Here is a 19,066-nt window from a genome sequence, read left to right on the forward strand (position 1 = left end):
ACTTTTGCAAGTGTAGTACAGATAGCAGCAGTTAGAGTTGTTTTACCGTGGTCAACGTGGCCGATAGTACCAACGTTAACGTGCGGTTTAGTACGTTCAAATTTTTCTTTAGACACGATCGTGTTCCTTCCTAGTTATGATTCGCCACGATCCGAATTGATCGAGACGCGCCAGAAATTGCTATTTTATGCGCCAACGTCAGTCAGCGCAATATTTGGACGCATTGATCTTTAAAAAAAACCAGACTTTTTTTCAGATCAAGACGTTTATAAGTAACCACGCGCTGCAATGATTTTATCTGCAAAGTTTTTCGGTACTTCAGCGTACTCGTTAAACTCCATAGAGTAAGACGCACGGCCTTGAGTTGCAGAACGTAGGTCAGTTGCGTAACCAAACATCTCAGATAGAGGTACTTGAGCGCGGACGATCTTAATACCCGCCACACCGTCATCCATACCTTCGATCATGCCGCGGCGACGGTTAAGGTCACCAACAACATCACCCATCCAATCTTCAGGAGTCGTTACTTCAACATTCATCATAGGCTCAAGAAGCACAGGTTGCGCTTCAAGCGAACCTTTCTTGAATGCCATCGAGCCGGCGATCTTAAACGCCATCTCGTTAGAGTCAACATCGTGGTAAGAACCATCGAACAGCGTTGCTTTAATGTCTAGTACCGGGTAACCCGCTACAACACCGCTATTCATTTGTTCTTCGATACCTTTCGATACCGAGCTGATGTATTCCTTAGGAACCACACCACCCACAATTTCGTCAACAAAGACAAAACCTTCGCCAGGTTCAGATGGCTCCAGTTTGATCCATACGTGACCGTACTGACCACGACCACCAGATTGACGAACAAATTTACCTTCAACTTCCGCACTTCCACGGATCGTTTCACGGTAAGCAACCTGAGGTTTACCTACATTACAGTCAACGCTGAATTCGCGTTTCATACGGTCAACGATGATATCTAGGTGAAGTTCACCCATACCAGAGATCAGAGTCTGACCTGTTTCGTCGTCCGTTTCGACACGGAAAGATGGATCTTCTGCCGCTAGTTTACCTAGTGCAATACCCATCTTTTCTTGATCGGCAACAGAGCGAGGCTCTACTGCGATCTGAATAACCGGATCAGGGAATTCCATGCGTTCCAGAATCACTTTATGGTTCTGATCACACAGAGTGTCACCTGTAGTCACATCTTTTAGACCGATCGCAGCCGCGATATCACCCGCACGGACTTCTTTAATTTCGTCACGCTTATTTGAGTGCATCTGAACGATACGACCAAAACGTTCTTTCTTCTGTTTAACAGAGTTGTAAACCGCATCACCAGAGTTCACGACACCCGAGTAAACACGCATAAAGGTTAGCGTACCTACGAATGGGTCAGTTGCGATCTTAAATGCCAGTGCAGAAAACGGTTCGTTGTCGTCTGCATGACGCTCAACTTCATTATCATTGTCATCAACACCTTTAATCGCAGGAACATCTACTGGTGAAGGCAAGTATTCAACAACTGCATCTAGTACCGCTTGAACACCTTTGTTTTTGAACGCACTACCACATGTGGCCAGTACGATTTCGTTATTTAGTGTACGAGTACGTAGAGCTTGTTTGATCTCTGCTTCAGTCAGTTCGCCTTCTTCAAGGTATTTATCCATCAGCTCTTCAGTCGCTTCTGCAGCTGACTCAACTAAGTTGTTGCGCCACTCTTCAGCGATTTCTAGCATGTCTGCTGGGATATCTTCGTAATTGAAGGTCGTACCTTGGTCTTCTTCGTTCCAGTTGATCATCTTCATCTTGATCAGGTCGATAACACCCTTGAAGTCTTCTTCCGCCCCAACGTTAAGCTGGATAGGAACAGGGTTCGCACCAAGACGGTTTTTGATTTGATCAACAACGCGTAGGAAGTCAGCACCTGCACGGTCCATCTTGTTGACGAATACCATACGTGGAACATGGTATTTGTCTGCTTGACGCCATACAGTTTCAGATTGAGGTTCAACACCTGATGAACCACAGAACACAACAACAGCACCATCAAGTACGCGTAGTGAACGCTCTACTTCGATAGTGAAATCTACGTGTCCAGGAGTATCGATGATGTTGATGCGGTGGTCTTGGAATTGCGCTTCCATACCACGCCAGAAAGTTGTAGTCGCAGCTGAGGTGATTGTGATACCACGCTCTTGCTCCTGCTCCATCCAGTCCATGGTAGCAGCGCCATCGTGCACTTCACCGATTTTATGAGAAAGACCAGTATAGAACAGAATACGTTCACTTGTGGTTGTTTTACCTGCGTCTACGTGAGCGACGATACCGATATTACGGTAGCGCTCAATAGGTGTTTTACGAGCCACGATTGAATCCTCTTGAATTAGGGACTATTGCTATTTCTAGATAATTTTAGGATTGCATTGGGCAATTTTCCTTACCCCTAGATATAGCAATAGTTCCTAGGCTTGCGCATAGGAACTAGAGTAGCGCCGCGAGGGTTCCCGCGGCACTGAAAGGTATTACCAACGGTAATGTGCGAACGCTTTGTTTGCGTCAGCCATGCGGTGAACGTCTTCACGTTTCTTAACCGCAGTACCTTTGTTCTCAGACGCGTCTAGCATTTCAGCAGCTAGGCGTTGAGCCATAGATTTTTCACCACGCTTACGCGCAGCTTCAACCAACCAACGCATAGCAAGTGCGTTACGGCGAACCGGACGTACTTCTACAGGTACTTGGTAAGTTGAACCACCTACACGGCGAGATTTAACCTCTACCGCTGGGCGAACGTTTTCAAGAGCTTCTTCAAATACAGCTAAGTGATCTTTACCAGATTTCTCAGCCATTGCATCTAGTGCAGTGTAAACAATTTTCTCTGCAGTAGATTTTTTACCGTCAACCATAAGGATGTTAACGAATTTTGCCAGCAATTCAGATTTGAATTTAGGATCTGGAAGGATCTTACGCTGACCGATGACGCGACGACGTGGCATGGAATTTCTCCGTTGTCTTATTCTTCAGGTTATCCAAAACTTTTCAGTTTCTTCAAAAATTAAAATTTAATTTTAGTGTTTGGCCTTACTTAACGCTTTTCTTTAAAAGAAAAGACGATTAAGACTTAGGACGCTTCACACCGTACTTAGAACGACCTTGTTTACGGTCATTTACGCCAGCACAGTCAAGTGCACCACGTACTGTGTGGTAACGTACACCCGGAAGGTCTTTAACACGACCGCCACGGATTAGAACAACTGAGTGCTCTTGAAGGTTGTGACCTTCACCACCGATGTACGAAGTTACTTCGAAACCGTTTGTTAGACGTACACGACAAACTTTACGTAGTGCCGAGTTAGGTTTTTTAGGTGTAGTAGTGTAAACACGAGTACATACACCACGTTTTTGTGGACACGCTTCTAGTGCAGGCACGTTGCTTTTAACAACCTGCTTTGCACGAGGGTTACGTACCAACTGGTTAATAGTTGCCATTAACTAGCTCCTGATTTACTTGAAAGTAAGCTTTGTGAAAAATCTATCCCTAACTACTAGTGGCAGTTAGGGACGCAAAATTCTATTCAGCAGTGAGAGGTGTGTCAAGAAATATACGGATCTTTTTTGTTCAACTCTGAGCAAAAGAGTGTAAACATCCGACGACACGAAACGAGCGGTGAGATTCGGCTACTCCCAAGTCACCGAATTTGTGTGTGTGACGGTCAATTCAACGAAACCATCATAATCGATAAGCGCAATATTAGAGCTAATTCGATTCTCAATGCCACGAGCTTTGGCATCACTATTTAATACTGAAATATCAAGACCTTGGATCTGGCGATAAACCTTATGCTGGGGATTAGCAGCAAACACCGCCTGCTCAATTAGAATCAAGCTGTCACCGTCACTAAAGACTGATACCACTTCTTCTAACGCTTGTATGTTTTTAACGATATGGAGCATAAGACACCTAGAATGTAAGTACTTTACCAGCGCTATGAAGCAGCTCACTTAGCTCAGAATGCGTCAGTGATTGAGCATCAATGACCAAGTCAGCTTGCGCCAAGCCTCTTTCTTCCAGAGAGCTATGACAGACGAAGACCTGCTCGATATCATAGAGGTCAAATAGCTTCATCATCGGCGAATAGTCTTTGCTTAAGATATCTGCCGTTTGCTGACCGTGTAGCAACTGATAGACACCATCACCCATAAAAATGACACAGATGTCTTCACAATACGCTGAGGCCGCCAGTAAAGCATCAACCCCCTCTCGACCCGAGGAAAGACTATGAGGCGCGCTACGAAAGAGATACGTTAACTGACTCAAAACTGTACTACCCTATCTTGCACTAACATCGCTTCCGCCAAGCTGCCTAAGCCCGCTTGATGAAAACCTTCCGCTAAGTTGCTTTGACTCAAGCCATGCTGATTGGCTTCATCTTGGCTGACAATGCCACGACGCAGCGCAGCCGCAACACACGTTTCAAGACGAACACTATGTGCGTGAGCAAGCTCTTGCCACGCTTTAACGAGGTCAAACTCATCATTGGCAGGGACGGTCAACGCGCTGCCGTTAGTCACGCCATCTTGATAAAAGAACACGCTGACCAAGGTATGTCCTTTAACAATCACAGCTTGAGCAAACTGATAGGCGCTACGTGCCGATTGACTGCCGTAGACCGAGCCATTCACCACTAAGGTATAAGTCAATTGACTCAACTTTCATCATCCTCAGTTTTACGTTGGCGAATATAGAGGTAAACGGTGTGCTTAGAGATATTCAAGCGATCGGCTACGCGGTTAATCGCATCTTTAATATCGAAGATACCTTTATCGTATAGTTCCATTACGATTTGACGATTCTTAGTATTATTCGACACTGACTTATCAGCGTTGATTTCTTCAATCGTACGTTCAACCGTTTGGTCCACCAGCTCTTCTACATCACTGGCAAAGTTTACCGATGACGCTGCTTGTTTGGCTTCTTCCGTTGGCATGAAAGATTGCAGAACCTGAGAAAAAGGTGCATCAAGATTTACGTTGATACAAAGCAAACCAATCACGCGATTTTCACCGTTGCGAATAGCGACTGTGATTGACTTCATCAATACGCCACCTTTCGCTCGGGTAAAATACGAACGAGAAAAGTTGCGCTCTGAACCTTCAATGTCACGCAGCATTTTTAATGCTAAGTCAGTGATTGGCGAACCAACTTGACGACCGGTGTTCTCACCATTGGCGATTTTGATCGCTGAGGTATTCAAGTCTTCAAGTGAGTGAAGAACGATTTCACAAAACGGACCGATGAGACTCGCAATGCCATCAACGACAGCTTCATAAGATCTAAGAATAATTTTGTCGTGCTCACTAAATGGCATCACATTAACAGATTCCATTTCGAGCAGCATATCCGTGTTTACTGTTTCTGTAGTTGTCACTTCTTTAAGCCTTAGAGCGAAAAATCAACAAATTGGTGTAAGTTTATCAGAAATTTTGAAGAGCACACCTAGCTAACCTGTCATCTAGTGATTTAGAACAAAAAATTCGTTAGTTATATTTCATCAGAACGAGAAATAAAAAAGGCTTGGAATCATCCAAGCCTTTAACATGTTCGCTATTTAAGCTTATTGAGCGGCTTCACCGTTATCGATTTTCAGCAGTTCAACTTCAAACACTAGAGTAGAGTTTGCAGGAATAGTCGGTGTATCTTGCTCACCGTATGCAAGCTCTGGCGGAATAACAAACTTGAACTTAGAACCTACAGGCATTAACTGAACGCCTTCAGTCCAACCTGGGATAACACGGTTAAGTGGGAAAGTTGCTGGCTCGCCGCGATCGTAAGAGCTATCGAACTGAGTACCGTCGATCAAGGTACCTTTGTAATGTACTTGAACAGTATCAGTATCTTTTGGTTGCTCACCTTCTGCCGGAGTGATCACTTGGTAAAGTAGACCAGAGTCAGTCTTCACTACGCCTTCCTGCTTTTCAAACTCAGCACGGAAGTTGTCACCTTCACTCTTCGCAGCTGCCGCTTTCTCAGCTGCTTGCTTTTGCATTGTTTCTGCAACACGCTTGTCTAGCGCTTCTAGAGCAGCACGAGTTTCTTCTTCGTTCAGTTCAGGATTACCCGCAAATACGTGCTCAATGCCCTTAAGTACTAGATCTTTATTTAGCGTAATACCAATCTCGTTTGGCTTATCTAGGCTGGTATTCAGGTAGTTTGCAAAAGAGACACCAATTGCGTAAGCCGCTTTGTCATCTTCTGTTTTAAAGTGAACCGCTTTACCTGTTTCCGCTTGTACTTGCTCTACTGCAGGTGCTGCGTCTGTTTTAGGTTCTTCTTCTTTTTGACAGCCAGCAGCCAATGCTACAGTTGCAGCAAGCAGTGACACTTTAAAAATTGATTTCATTTAACTCTCCAATTGAGACTTTTGTCTTTGTGCACAGTTCTTTAAGAAAGACTGGTACACATTCACATGTTGTACCAATATAACCAATATGCGTTTTAATTAAACGTAAACAAGCGGATATTTGGACTCAATGCGTAAATTTACTAGCTCACTAATCCTTGTTATGACCATTTTTTTGTTAAATGGGTGTTTTTTCTCCACCCAAGATGCACAACGTTGGACCATCGAGCCTCAAGGTACCACTAGTTTTGCACTCAGCCGAGATGCACGCTTTGCCCTGCTCTACTCCCGAGAACACCAGTTGGTTCTTTGGGATCTTATTGAGAGTCAAGAACTGGCCTCTTTAGGCCCACAAGACCCTCAATCAAGCACAGTCTCGCAAATTCGAATCTCGGATAACGGCCGCTTTGCCGTCACCGCAACCCAAATAAACTTTGCTGTTTGGGATTTAGCATGGACTCAAGCACAAGGCTTATGGTCTATTTCTGATGGATTAATCCGTGACATTGATATTGCAAGTAACGGGGACCAAGTATTACTCGGCCTCTCGAATGGCAAAGCCATTTACGTAAACTTAGTCACCGGACGTCGTCTAGAGTTCCTTGCCCATAACGAAAAAGTCAATTCCGTCGCCCTTTCTCCCAATGGCCGTTTTGCTCTGTCAGGAGGAAACGACTATAAAGCCTACCTTTGGAACACCGACACTGGGCAAATCATTCACACCTTTGAGCATGAGCAACGAGTCAATCGAGTGGCCTTACAGCGTGATGGCCAGTTAGCGTTTACTTCTGACGGCGGTAACCAAGCGATAGTATGGGAACTCCCATCAGGAAAGAAACTCTCGCAGCTGAGTAGTTTTTCGCGTCAACTGATTTTCTCTACTGCGCGTTTTTCCGATGACGGTCAGTACTTAGTCACAGGAACACCTTCAAGCAGAATCATGGTGTGGAACACTCAAAGTGGCAAAAGGGTCGATGGTTTTGAAGCCGAGCCACTAAAAGATACTCGCCCTCCACGCGCAGTGGTGTATGATGCAGCCTTTGATAGCCAGAACCGCGTCATTACCGGCACATCCGCTGGCATAGCCCAAGCTTGGGACGTGGACTATTAACAACGAAGAACCGTTAGCGATGACAGAAAAGCGAATTGAACTGTTAGAAAGCCGTGTAAATGACCTAGAGTGTCAGTTAGCTTTCCAAGAGCAAACTATTGAAGAATTGAATGATGCGCTGAGTCAGCAGCAGCTACTGATCACCAAGATGCGCGATCAGATGAAATACGTGGTCGGTAAAGTGAAGAACATGGACTCTTCGAATCTTGCAGATCCTTCAGAAGAGACGCCGCCTCCTCACTACTAGTAAGCACTTAGCTATTCTAGGGCTAACTAAATATATAGGCGATAACAGCGCCGGCAACGACCAAACAGCCACCGATTCGACGTAATTGATTGTCAGGCTGTTGACTCATCTCAGCAACCATACGACGCCAGCCATTAGGTGCGATCAGTGGGCCTAATCCCTCAACGATAAGTACCAGCCCAAATGCCAGCCATAATGAGTTCGACATAGTTAACCTCATTGTACTAGAAACAAAAAAATAAAGGCTCCATCAAGGAGCCTTTATCATAACTGAATAGCGATTACTTCGCTGGTGCGCCGTTGGCGTTATTCATGTATTGGAAGAAATCACTCTTCGGATCCAATACTAGAATATCACTCTTGTTGCTGAACGATTTCTCGTACGCTTTCAAAGAACGCATAAAGCTGTAAAACTCAGGATCTTTATTGTAAGCATCCGAATAAATCTTCGCCGCTTTTGCATCCGCTTCACCGCGTGTTACTCGCGCTGTCTTATCCGCTTCAGCAAGAACCGTTGCCACTTCTAGCTCAGCTTGAGCACGGATAACTTCCGCACGCTCACGACCTTGAGAACGGTGTTTACGAGCTACTGACTCACGCTCTGCACGCATACGCTTGTAGATAGAGTCACTGATGTTGTCAGGAAGATTGATTTTCTTCATACGGAAATCAACAATCTCAACACCTAAGTCCGTTAGCGCACTATCACGTGTACCTTCCAGTACATTTGCCATGATCTTGTCACGCTCACCATCAATCTCTAGTGCTTCTTTTGCCGCTTCCGTTGTTACTTCTTCACTGTCTACGCTATCTGGTAGAACATCGTTATTACGTGGACCAGACACAATCTGTTTGATTTCACGAGCACCGATTTCAGAACGAAGAACGTCAGTCACTTTACGCTCAAGTAGCGCTTCAGCCGTTAGCACATTACCGCCACCTGTTGTCAGGTAGAAACGACCGAAATCTTCGATACGCCACTTAACGTAAGTATCGATGATAACGTCTTTTTTCTCTGACGTTACGAAGCGGTCGGAACGACCATCCATTGTCTGAATACGTGCATCTAAAGTTTTCACACGGTCAAACAGAGGCATTTTGAAATGAAGGCCAGGTTCGTAAATCTTAGAAACACCGTTGTCATCTAGGACACGGCCGAACCGGATTACTAGACCTCGTTCACCCTCTTGGATAACGAATACTGACATCAGCAGCAATGCAATCGTTACGACTAATACAGGGATCATTAACTTACGCATTCTTAATATCTCCCTTGACGTGAACCAGTTGTACGAGATTGCGAGTCTGAAGTTGTGTCATTTGACTGAGTTTCAAGCTCAATTTGGTCGTAAGCAGAAGTGGACTTCGTTTTACGTTTTGTTTGAGATTGACCTTCACCCGCTAACTTGTCGATTGGCAAGTAGAGTAGGTTGCCACTTGACTCTGAATCGATCAGAACCTTCGAAGTATTACTGTAAACTTCTTCCATTGTATCTAGGTACAGACGGTTACGAGTAACTTCTGGAGCCGCTTGATATTCTGGTAGTAGTTTTTCAAACTGAGCCACTTGACCTAGCGCTTCGTTTACAACGCGCTCAGAGTAACCCAATGCTTCTTTCTTCAGACGTTCAGCACGACCTGTCGCTTTAGGAAGAACATCGTTACGATAAGCTTCTGCTTCACGTTCGAAACGCTCCTCATCCTCACGAGCCGCGATAGCATCATCGAATGCATCTTTAACTTGCTCAGGCGGACGTGCTGACTGGAAGTTGACGTCAACGATGACAACACCCATGTCGTAGCTATCAATAATTTCATTCAGCGTTTCTTGCGTGCTTTGACGAATCTGTTGACGACCACTTGTCAGGATACTATCCATCAAAGAGTCACCCACAACAGCACGTAGAGCAGAATCAGTCGCTTGGCGTAAGCTGTCGTCTGCGTTAGTTACACGGAATAGGTATTTGTATGGGTCAGCAACACGGTATTGGACATCCATTGCAACCGTCACAACGTTTTCATCTTTAGTCAGCATTAGACCTGATGAACGAAGAGAACGAATTGCCTGAACGTTAACGGCTTCATACTCGTCAATAAAACGAGGACGCCAGTTAAGACCAGGATCGACCACGCGATCATATTTACCTAGGCGTAGTACAACACCACGCTCAGCTTCACCGATAGTGTAAAAGCCTGCAAAGAACCAAATAGCTATTGCGATTGCTGCGATAACACCAAAACCTAGTGCACCACCGCCGCCACCAATAGACGATCCTTTACCACCTTTGCCACCAAACTTTCCACCCAGTTTCTGACTCAGTTTATTAAACACTTCGTCCAAGTCTGGCGGTCCTTGATCACGGCCACCTTTGTTACCACGATTGTTATTACCCCAAGGGTCATTATCGCGGCCATTGTTGCCGTTGTTATTACCAGGCTCATTCCACGCCATTAGAAAGCTCCATCATTTGATATGACGTTATACTGTAGCAGTCATTTAAGTAACTATAAAGTCACGTAAAACTGCCTCATCTCTTTTTTCAAGTCTAGACCAATCCGCCTGTTGCATTCGAACTTCAATCAACAGGTTGCCTTCTTGGTCATATTCTTCTCGTTGAATACACTTCATCTGAAAGAATGTACTACGAAGTCTGCCTTGATGTTGTGGCGGAATTCGCATTTGGTGCTGAACCATTTGACTTGCCAAACGTTCAGTCAGCGCGTCAAACAAGAGTTCAATCCCCTTGCCTTCCATCGCTGAAAGCCAAACCGTTTGAGGGACACCTTCGTCATCCCTATCGATTCGAGGGTTTTGACCTTCGAGGTTATCGATCTTGTTCATGACAACCAACGCCGGAATTTCATCCGCGTCGATTTCAGCTAGTACTTCATGAACAGCTTGAATATTCTCACGAAAACGCTCATCACTGGCATCAACAACATGTAACAAAATGTCAGCTTCTTGCGTTTCCTGAAGTGTTGCTTTAAACGCAGCAACCAAATCGTGCGGTAAGTGTCGAATGAAACCTACTGTATCGGCCAAAATAGCCGGGCCAACATCTGATAGCTCGATCTTACGCAAAGTAGGATCCAAGGTAGCAAATAGCTGATCAGCAGCGTAGACACCTGCTTCGGTGATTCGGTTAAACAGCGTCGATTTCCCGGCGTTGGTATAACCCACGAGGGAGACAGTCGGGATTTCCGCTCGACTTCTTGCACGGCGACCTTGTTCACGTTGTTTAGCGACTTTCTCTAAACGACGTAATATCGTCTTAATACGTACACGCAATAAACGTCGGTCAGTTTCTAGCTGAGTTTCACCTGGACCACGTAAACCGATACCACCTTTCTGTCTTTCAAGGTGAGTCCAACCACGAATTAATCGAGTAGAGATATGGCGTAGCTGAGCAAGTTCGACTTGTAGCTTACCTTCGTGGGTACGGGCACGCTGAGCAAAGATATCAAGGATTAGACCAGTGCGATCTAGTACGCGACATTTACACAACGCTTCGAGGTTACGTTCTTGGGCAGGAGAGAGGGAGTGATTAAAAATCACAATATCAGCACCAGCCAACTGCACTGCTTGTGCAATCTCCTGAGCTTTGCCCTCTCCGACATAGTATTTAGGGTGTGGTGACTGGCGACTTCCGGTTACAACTTGTAACGTAGAAACGCCAGCAGAAGAGACCAGCATCTCAAACTCGCTGAGATCTTCCCACTCCCCTTCTTGCGTGAAGTTGATATGAACAAGTACGGCTCGCTCACCGGCTTCATAACGGTCAAACAAGCAATCAACTCCTTAAAAACTAAATAGGTAATTCAGAAAATTAATCTTCTGATTTCTCTTGACGATCACCTTGTGGACGATCACCGCTGTGGTGGCTCACTGGACGAGCAGGAACTACCGTTGAAATAGCGTGCTTGTACACCATTTGGTTAACTGTGTTTTTCAGCAAGATAACAAATTGGTCAAATGACTCGATCTGACCTTGTAGTTTAATTCCGTTTACAAGGTAGATAGATACTGGAATACGTTCACGACGTAATGCATTTAAGAATGGGTCTTGTAAAGATTGCCCCTTAGCCATTTTTATTTTCCTTATTTTGTAATTTTGTTTTAGTTATTTAGCTAGTGGTGCGCTGCACAAAGTGCGGCCTTTGCTCTGAGCTAAACGAATAAAATAACACCCTGTCGTTACCTGTTATGACGGCTTTAAACCGAAATTTCAAGTAACAGATCCTTTACAGGGTACATTCACGCAAAAGCGATCACATTATACACAGCTAAAACCTTCAGATGCTATTGCATTTGAAACAGTTTCTAGCGCTTGTTCAATGTTCTCACTATCTAACCAAGTTAAATCATCCCAGCTGCGTAACCAGGTGATTTGTCGCTTGGCCAATTGACGAGTTGCACAGACGCCTTTAAAGATCGCGTCATCAAGTGTGCAGTTCCCATCCAAATAGTCCCACATCTGCCTATAACCGACACAACGAATCGATGGTAGATCCGGATGAAGATCATCACGAGCATAAAGTGCACGCATTTCATCTTCAAAGCCCGCTTCTATCATTTTCTCGTAGCGCAGCTCAATTCGACGATGGAGCTCAGCCCTTTCCTTGGGAGCTATTGCAAACTGTTTAACTCGGTAAGGCAGACTTTCACCTTTGATTTGAGTTAACTCAGTAAGAGTTTTACCTGAAATTCGATGAACTTCCAATGCCCTAGATAATCTTTGTGGATCATTCGGGTGGATTCGCTCAGCAGAAACAGGATCAATTTCTTTCAGATCATCGTGAAGCTTATCCCAGCCATGAGTCAATGCTTCTTGCTCAATTTGCTGACGGATCTCTGGATTTGCAGCCGGAAGTGGTGATAAGCCTTCAAGCAACGCTTTGTAGTAAAGCATAGTGCCGCCCACTAATAATGGGATCTTGCCTTGCGCTACAATCTTGTCCATCTCAATCAGCGCATCACGGCGAAAATCGGCGACTGAATACGCTTCACTTGGATCTAAAATGTCGATCAAGCGGTGTGGTGCCAACGCCTGCTCTTGCTCATCCGGCTTAGCGGTACCTATGTCCATCCCTTTGTAAATCAACGCAGAATCTACTGAGATGATCTCTACTGGGTACTTCTTTCTTAGGCGAATCGCTAAATCTGTTTTGCCTGATGCGGTTGGCCCCATTAAAAACAGAGCCAAAGGTAATTCTTTGTTTTTCATAATTCTAAAGCTGCAATGGTTGCAGAAAAATCAACAGGCCTTACGAAGGTGGCATCCCCTAGTGGAAGCTGCCCCTGCCAAAGTTGTTCAATATCAGCAATGATTTGAATTGCTTCCGACAAAGTGTAGTCGCTTTTTACCGGAGTAATTTGATCACTTAACCAGTTTGCTAACTGGGCATGATCCAGTGGCTGTTCGCTGGCGACATACGAAGCGGCGTAAGATAACAGATCTGGCAACAGTTGTTGTAGATTTTGTTGTCGAAGCGGCTGCGGCACACCCATGATCATCAACGCCTTGCTACCGCGTGCTTTCAAGTCAATGCCAAATATTTTCAACACAGGCTCTAGCTTACTGGCTGTATTCAGCAACTCTTGATCGAGTTTCAACGCCAGCGGCACTAATAGCGGCTGACTCTTTAAACTGCCGCGGTGTGTTGCCAGTTGACCATTGACTCGCAGCCACTCTGCTTTCGCCAAGTTCACCAAGCAAGTCCCTGTCTTACTGCCCATCACCAGATAATGTCCTTGAACCACGTGCATCGCTTTACCTAAAGCTTCGACCACAGGCAATGGTGCTTGTTCCGTGGTTTTTTCTTGCTTGGGTTGCTCAGCTTGAATGGGGTCACACTCCGGCGTCTGCATTAGCTCTTGATAGGCTTTGACTTCTCGCTGGCTTGGCGCGGGTTCACCGTAACGCTCAGTAACCCTTGGCTTACTGGTAGGGCGAGACTCATTCCACTCGCTGCGAGGTCGCGCTTCACGAAGGTTGTCTCTACTTTGCTGATAATCTGCTTTACCCGGATAGGAAGGAACAAATTCGATCGCTTGATATTCTTGCGAAGAGACTTGTGGTGATGGCTCTACTGGCGAAGCTTCTGATTCAGTGTGCACAGGCTCGATATGGAAAGCGGAAGCAGTTTGCTCTGGCTTATCGATGTGCGCGCTTTGCGCTAAAGCGTCACTTAGGGCTTGATAGATAAAATCATGTACTAGTCGCGCTTGGTGGAAGCGCACCTCATGCTTAGCGGGATGTACGTTGACATCCACTTGGTGCGGATCCAATTCAATAAACAACACATAGGTCGCAAACTGATCCGGACGCAAACTGGTTTCGTAACTCTGGCGGATCGCGTGATTAATCAACTTATCACGCATCATCCGGCCATTGACGTAGCAGTACTGAAGATCACTCTGTTGACGAGCCCCTTCCGGCGCCGTGATCCAACCGTGCAACTTTAACCCTTGGTGCTCAAGTTCAATTTTGAGCATATGACGTACAAATGCACTGCCACAGACTGCCGCGATACGCTTCTCTGCCTGAGCTTCGCTTTTCGCTGCTCGGTATTGTTTGATCAACTTGCCGTTGTGCCTAACGTTGATCGTCACATCGAAGCGACTTAAAGCAATACGCTTGAGAAGCTCATCAATATGGGCGAACTCTGTTTTTTCAGTGCGGAGGAATTTACGTCTTGCCGGCGTATTGAAAAACAGATCGAGCACTTCGACTGTTGTGCCAATCGGATGCGCTGCAGGTTGCAATTTGACCTGCATCTCTCGCCCTTCACTGTATGCAGACCAAGCTTGCTCTTGTGTGGCTGGGCGGGACGTCATGGTCAAACGAGAAACTGAACTGATACTCGCCAGAGCTTCACCACGAAAGCCTAAACTGATGATGGCTTCAAGATCATCCAAGGTGTGAATCTTTGAGGTTGCATGACGACTGAGTGCAAGGCCTAGCTCATCTTTGACGATACCTTTGCCGTTGTCTCGCACACGAATCAACTTAGCGCCACCCTTCTCGATATCAATATCGATACGCGTAGCACCTGAATCTAAGCTGTTTTCCACCAACTCTTTGACAACAGAAGCGGGTCTTTCAACCACTTCACCCGCTGCTATTTGGTTGGCAAGACGTGCTGGAAGAATTTTAATCGTCATGTCTGATCACACTGTTAGTTACGAGGAATAATCAACACTTGGCCAACCGCCAATTGATCTGAACGTAGATTATTCGCTTTTCGAATGCCACTGACACTCACACTGTACTTGCTGGCAATCTTGCCAAGGAACTCGCCACTTTTCACAGTATGCTTACGCAGAGGCTGATCCTTCATACTAACCGTAATCTTAAGCTTCTGACCTAACTTAAGTGTGTCAGACTTCAAGTTGTTTTCACGTTTAATGGTCGAGACTGACACCTTATATTTAGCGGCAATCTTACCTAGGTAATCACCTTTTTGAACCACATGCGTGAGTGTTTTAGTCTCAACGGGGTTACTGATTGTTGGTACACTAACAGACTTAGATGTGCCAGGAATAGTCAGCACTTGGCCAATGGCTAAGCTACTGCTTTTTAGCTTATTGGTTTGCATAATCGCTTTGGTCGATGTGCCATATTTCTTGGCGATTACAGACAATGACTCACCACGCGACACTTTATGCTTAATGGTTTTACCACGATTAGCAAATAGCGTCCCTTCTGGTGGGTTTGCCTCAAAGTACTGAACGATCGCTTTAGCTAAAGAGCGAGCGAGCTTATCTTGGTGACTACGCTGGAACAGCAGTCTCTCTTCTGTTGGGTTAGAAATAAAGCCGGTCTCGACTAACACAGATGGAATATCTGGTGATTTCAGTACCGCAAGACTTGCGTTCACTGGCTCTTTCTTATGTAGATGAATACCCGCACGCCCCATTTCACGGAGAATCTTAGTCGCAACCTTGTAACCCTCTTTTTGCGAGTGGCTAAATTGCAGATCAAGCAGCGTTTGACTGACGTTTTTGTCATTGGTGTTCTTAGCAAGCACATCCCCTGCGCCGCCTAATAATTGAGATTGTTCTTCATGGTTTTCAACCCAACGCGCAATCTCTGTATTCGCTCGACGGGTATTCAACACAAATACAGAGCCGCCACGAGGTTTAGGTGATCGGAAGGCATCCGCGTGAACAGAAACCAATAAATGCGCTTTGTTCTTACGTGCAATCGACGAACGCTTGTTGAGGTTGACGTAGTAGTCACCTCCGCGCGTCAATACTGCTTTCATCCCTGGCGTAGCATTAATTTGCGCAGCAATCTTCTTCGAAATCGCTAACGTCGCATGCTTTTCATATTTCTTGCTTGGACCTATCGAACCTGGGTCTTCGCCACCGTGACCGGCATCAATTGCGACAACAATATCTGCAGTGCCAAGTAACTGAGAGGCATCACGGCTCACCGTAGTTGAGCTCGTTGGCTTAGTAGCAGTTGAAGTGGAGCCTTTTTGGCTGTCATGTGGCATATCAATCACCAATCGGTGACCGTACTGTCCGCCTGGGGTTGGGGCCAGTTTAAATAGCTGAGGCGTTACTTTACGGCTCAACTCAAACACCAAACGGTAAGTGCCTTTATCTGGCGGAGAGCTCTTACGGATCTTTTTCAGAACTGGACTATCAGAGATATTGATAGGCAGCTTTGTGCTTAAACTGGTCTTTTTCAGATCGACCACCAAGCGTGAAGGGCTAGAAAGCGTGAAATAACTATATTCCGCTTCCGATTTTAGATCGATAACAACACGCGTCTCATCAGGAGATGGCCAAACACGAACGCCTTCTAAAGCGTTCGCAAAAACCAAACTAGGTACTAAGGTAAGAGCGAGGAGAAACGGAAAGAAAACAGCTCTTAATAATCGACTCTTCAACATAACTCCAACTGTTCTAATAATTGACATCCATATTGATTGTTTGCAGTCAGCTCAACCACACGTTCTTCACCCTGATAGCGCAGGTCAATATCCAGATCAGGTTCTGGCAATAAGCCATGCCCTTTTTCTGGCCACTCAACAAGACAGATTGCATCTGGAGTAAAGTAATCACGAATTCCCATAAACTCCAACTCTTCTGGATCAGCTAAGCGATAAAGATCAAAATGATAAACCTGCCATTGATCGAGCTGGTACGGTTCCACCAAAGTGTAAGTTGGACTCTTTACATTACCTTGATGTCCTAGCGCACGTACAAAACCACGACTAAATGTAGTCTTACCGGCACCAAGATCACCATGTAAGTAGATCGTGGTTTGCTGAGAACACAGGTTAGCCAAGGCTGTCCCTAATTGAATCGTTGCTTGTTCGTCTTTTAGGGCAAATTGTTTGGTGGTCATGAAGATCAATCTCTAGGGTCTAATGCGGTGACTATAAAAATCAAAAGAATAGGAATAGTAAACTGGGTTGGATTTGAGAGACAAGAGATCTTGTGTAAGTAAAACGAAAAATCAGCGATTTCTTGGTATTTTTCCCTATTGGCTGCCTAGATCCTATGAATAAGATCCGTTAAGATCCTGCCCCCCTTCAACTAAGGCGTATCCGCATGAACTATCAAGAGCTCGTCGAAAAGATCAAAATTTGGGGCCAAGAACTCGGCTTCCAAAAAATTGGTATCTGCGATGTAGACCTCTCAGCGCACGAACAAGAACTGCAAAGATGGTTAGATGCGGGCTACCACGGTGATATGGATTGGATGGCGCGCCACGGTATGATGAGAGCGCGCCCACATGAACTGCTGCCGGGTACGATACGAGTAATTAGCGTACGTATGGACTATTTACCCCCAGAAGCACGCTTTGCGGCCAATTTAGCGGATCCAAGCCAAGCTTACGTTAGCCGTTACTCACTTGGTCGTGATTACCATAAGCTGATCCGCAATCAGTTGAAGAAACTTGGCCAAAAAATTGAACAAGAGGTTGGCCAATTCGGTTATCGACCTTTTGTAGACTCAGCGCCAATTCTAGAACGTCCCTTAGCTCAAAAAGCGGGACTTGGTTGGACGGGTAAACATTCATTAGTACTCGATAAAGATTGTGGCTCATGGTTCTTCTTGGGTGAGCTATTGATCGATCTTCCCTTACCAGTTGATGAACCTAGTGTAGATGAATGCGGAAAATGCAAAGCCTGTATCACTTCATGCCCAACGCAAGCTATCGTTGCTGACGGTGTTGTTGATGCAAGGCGCTGTATCTCATATCTGACGATTGAATTTGATGGTGTGATTCCCGAAGAGTTTCGCCAAGCAATGGGCAATCGCATCTATGGCTGTGATGATTGCCAATTGGTCTGCCCTTGGAATCGTTTTTCTGAGATAACCGCACAGGAAGACTTTCACCGACGCGAAGCGTTCGAGGATTCAAATTTGGTGACTCTGTTCCTGTGGGATGAAGAGACTTTCTTAAAAAATATGGCAGGTTCTGCGATTCGTCGAATTGGCCATCTTCAGTGGCTGCGCAACTTATCTATTGCAATGGGGAATGCTCCTTTTGCGCAATCGATTGTTGATGCACTCCAAACACGTATAGGACTCAGTGAAATTTTAGACGAACATATCCACTGGGCTTTGGCTCAACAACAGTCTCAACTGCCTCTCAGTTCAACAAAGCTCAATCGCCTTATCAGAATTGTCGAGAAAGGACTACCTAGAGATGCATAATACTTGCCGAACTTAGTCGTCGATAAGTTGATTTAGCTCCAAAAATGAAAATGTGGAAAAAAGAAAGGATGATTACTCATTTTCTTACAGATAAAGAAGTTAATCACAATGTAAAGAAATGACTAGGATCAAAAAACAGTGACTTAATGATCGTAACGCCATGTGAGTCGAAGTATGTGAGCTACATCATTTTCTATATAAAACAACAACTTAAATGCAATCAAAGCATAAGTAAGAAAGTTTCAAAAACAAAAAGATCTTTTTCGTCAAGCACTCTTTCTGAGTTGATTTTGGGTTACCCACCAAGTTATCCACAGCAAGAAATCTGTGGATAAGTCTGTTGACTGATGTGTAGACGCCTAGCTCACACAGGGTTTGCTATCGCTTTTTCATCAGCACATCCCGTGCTTATACAATAAATTCAGACATAAAAACGCCCACCTAATATTTAGGAGGACTTCTTACGGTATTTTGGGGTTCATGCTTCGCAGCATTAGCTAAAGAGCGGTGGCCTAGGGCCGTTTCAAATGAATGTGTCATTTGAAGGGGATTTGGAGCGACACACGAGGTTCGAACTCGTGACCTCAACCTTGGCAAGGTTGCGCTCTACCAACTGAGCTAGTGTC

At 45.2% G+C, this 19,066-nt stretch carries 21 protein-coding genes; 3 read left to right on the forward strand and 18 right to left on the reverse strand.

The annotated features are described in order from the left end of the window. The 9 genes from ACHUFZ_RS20470 to fkpA all read right to left on the reverse strand — a co-directional run. A partial coding sequence (locus ACHUFZ_RS20470; RefSeq protein ID WP_006877408.1) for a GTP-binding protein occupies window positions 1–116 on the reverse strand: 116 nt, incomplete at its 3' end. 150 nt (window positions 117–266) lie between these two features. Further along, the gene (fusA, locus tag ACHUFZ_RS20475) at window positions 267–2,369 is read right to left on the reverse strand and encodes an elongation factor G (protein ID WP_394128602.1); all 2,103 of its coding nucleotides are present in this window, start codon (window positions 2,367–2,369) and stop codon (window positions 267–269) included. Window positions 2,370–2,525: 156 nt separating this feature from the next. Further along, window positions 2,526–2,996, reverse strand: a complete 471-nt coding sequence (rpsG, locus tag ACHUFZ_RS20480) for a 30S ribosomal protein S7 (protein WP_004415829.1) — start codon at window positions 2,994–2,996, stop codon at window positions 2,526–2,528. A 118-nt stretch (window positions 2,997–3,114) separates the two neighbouring features. After that, complete coding sequence (gene rpsL, locus ACHUFZ_RS20485; protein ID WP_394128603.1) at window positions 3,115–3,489, reverse strand: 30S ribosomal protein S12; 375 nt, start codon at window positions 3,487–3,489, stop codon at window positions 3,115–3,117. Window positions 3,490–3,678: 189 nt separating this feature from the next. Next, a complete protein-coding gene (gene tusB / locus ACHUFZ_RS20490) occupies window positions 3,679–3,954 on the reverse strand; it encodes a sulfurtransferase complex subunit TusB (RefSeq protein ID WP_394128604.1) in 276 nt (91 codons plus the stop codon). Between the two features lie 7 nt (window positions 3,955–3,961). Further along, on the reverse strand, window positions 3,962–4,318 hold the full coding sequence (gene tusC / locus ACHUFZ_RS20495) for a sulfurtransferase complex subunit TusC (RefSeq protein WP_394128605.1): 357 nt from the start codon (window positions 4,316–4,318) through the stop codon (window positions 3,962–3,964). Next, window positions 4,315–4,710 (reverse strand): sulfurtransferase complex subunit TusD, encoded by a 396-nt coding sequence (gene tusD, locus ACHUFZ_RS20500; RefSeq protein WP_394128606.1) that lies wholly within the window; start codon window positions 4,708–4,710, stop codon window positions 4,315–4,317. The genes tusC and tusD overlap by 4 nt, the downstream gene beginning before the upstream one ends. Further along, complete coding sequence (locus ACHUFZ_RS20505; protein WP_008075289.1) at window positions 4,707–5,429, reverse strand: helix-turn-helix transcriptional regulator; 723 nt, start codon at window positions 5,427–5,429, stop codon at window positions 4,707–4,709. Before ACHUFZ_RS20505 ends, tusD begins: the two co-directional genes overlap by 4 nt. A gap of 186 nt (window positions 5,430–5,615) precedes the next feature. After that, a complete protein-coding gene (gene fkpA / locus ACHUFZ_RS20510) occupies window positions 5,616–6,401 on the reverse strand; it encodes an FKBP-type peptidyl-prolyl cis-trans isomerase (RefSeq protein WP_394128607.1) in 786 nt (261 codons plus the stop codon). Window positions 6,402–6,531: 130 nt separating this feature from the next. On the opposite strand from fkpA, the gene ACHUFZ_RS20515 reads away from it, so the two are divergent. Next, the gene (locus tag ACHUFZ_RS20515) at window positions 6,532–7,512 is read left to right on the forward strand and encodes a WD40 repeat domain-containing protein (RefSeq protein ID WP_394128608.1); all 981 of its coding nucleotides are present in this window, start codon (window positions 6,532–6,534) and stop codon (window positions 7,510–7,512) included. A 19-nt stretch (window positions 7,513–7,531) separates the two neighbouring features. Next, window positions 7,532–7,759, forward strand: coding sequence for a SlyX family protein (locus ACHUFZ_RS20520; protein ID WP_394128609.1), 228 nt, complete (start codon window positions 7,532–7,534; stop codon window positions 7,757–7,759). A 22-nt stretch (window positions 7,760–7,781) separates the two neighbouring features. Here the strand turns inward: ACHUFZ_RS20520 and ACHUFZ_RS20525 are convergent, their stop codons facing one another. From ACHUFZ_RS20525 to tsaE, 9 genes are all read right to left on the reverse strand, one after another. Continuing rightward, window positions 7,782–7,967 carry a DUF2065 domain-containing protein gene (locus ACHUFZ_RS20525; RefSeq protein WP_134837239.1) on the reverse strand — a complete coding sequence of 62 codons (186 nt, stop codon included), beginning with the start codon at window positions 7,965–7,967 and terminating at the stop codon, window positions 7,782–7,784. 73 nt (window positions 7,968–8,040) lie between these two features. Next, window positions 8,041–9,018 (reverse strand): protease modulator HflC, encoded by a 978-nt coding sequence (gene hflC, locus ACHUFZ_RS20530; protein WP_394128610.1) that lies wholly within the window; start codon window positions 9,016–9,018, stop codon window positions 8,041–8,043. A 2-nt stretch (window positions 9,019–9,020) separates the two neighbouring features. Further along, complete coding sequence (gene hflK, locus ACHUFZ_RS20535) at window positions 9,021–10,211, reverse strand: FtsH protease activity modulator HflK (RefSeq protein ID WP_394128611.1); 1,191 nt, start codon at window positions 10,209–10,211, stop codon at window positions 9,021–9,023. A gap of 45 nt (window positions 10,212–10,256) precedes the next feature. Then, complete coding sequence (gene hflX / locus ACHUFZ_RS20540; protein WP_394128612.1) at window positions 10,257–11,546, reverse strand: ribosome rescue GTPase HflX; 1,290 nt, start codon at window positions 11,544–11,546, stop codon at window positions 10,257–10,259. A gap of 40 nt (window positions 11,547–11,586) precedes the next feature. Further along, window positions 11,587–11,847, reverse strand: a complete 261-nt coding sequence (gene hfq, locus ACHUFZ_RS20545; RefSeq protein WP_134837236.1) for an RNA chaperone Hfq — start codon at window positions 11,845–11,847, stop codon at window positions 11,587–11,589. 186 nt (window positions 11,848–12,033) lie between these two features. Beyond that, window positions 12,034–12,984, reverse strand: coding sequence for a tRNA (adenosine(37)-N6)-dimethylallyltransferase MiaA (miaA, locus tag ACHUFZ_RS20550; protein ID WP_394128613.1), 951 nt, complete (start codon window positions 12,982–12,984; stop codon window positions 12,034–12,036). Next, window positions 12,981–14,924: a DNA mismatch repair endonuclease MutL gene (mutL, locus tag ACHUFZ_RS20555; protein WP_394128614.1), complete on the reverse strand. Its 1,944-nt coding sequence runs from the start codon at window positions 14,922–14,924 to the stop codon at window positions 12,981–12,983. Before mutL ends, miaA begins: the two co-directional genes overlap by 4 nt. A 14-nt stretch (window positions 14,925–14,938) precedes the next feature. Next, window positions 14,939–16,663 carry a LysM peptidoglycan-binding domain-containing protein gene (locus tag ACHUFZ_RS20560; protein ID WP_394128615.1) on the reverse strand — a complete coding sequence of 575 codons (1,725 nt, stop codon included), beginning with the start codon at window positions 16,661–16,663 and terminating at the stop codon, window positions 14,939–14,941. Then, the gene (gene tsaE / locus ACHUFZ_RS20565; protein ID WP_004415854.1) at window positions 16,657–17,121 is read right to left on the reverse strand and encodes a tRNA (adenosine(37)-N6)-threonylcarbamoyltransferase complex ATPase subunit type 1 TsaE; all 465 of its coding nucleotides are present in this window, start codon (window positions 17,119–17,121) and stop codon (window positions 16,657–16,659) included. Before tsaE ends, ACHUFZ_RS20560 begins: the two co-directional genes overlap by 7 nt. 206 nt (window positions 17,122–17,327) lie before the next feature. Here tsaE and queG point away from each other — a divergent pair, with 206 nt between their 5' ends. Next, window positions 17,328–18,440 carry a tRNA epoxyqueuosine(34) reductase QueG gene (queG, locus tag ACHUFZ_RS20570; RefSeq protein ID WP_394128616.1) on the forward strand — a complete coding sequence of 371 codons (1,113 nt, stop codon included), beginning with the start codon at window positions 17,328–17,330 and terminating at the stop codon, window positions 18,438–18,440. Window positions 18,441–19,066: the final 626 nt, after the last annotated feature.

The sequence above is a fragment of the Vibrio hepatarius genome (assembly GCF_043642085.1).
GTDB classification, from domain to species: Bacteria; Pseudomonadota; Gammaproteobacteria; order Enterobacterales; family Vibrionaceae; genus Vibrio; species Vibrio hepatarius_C.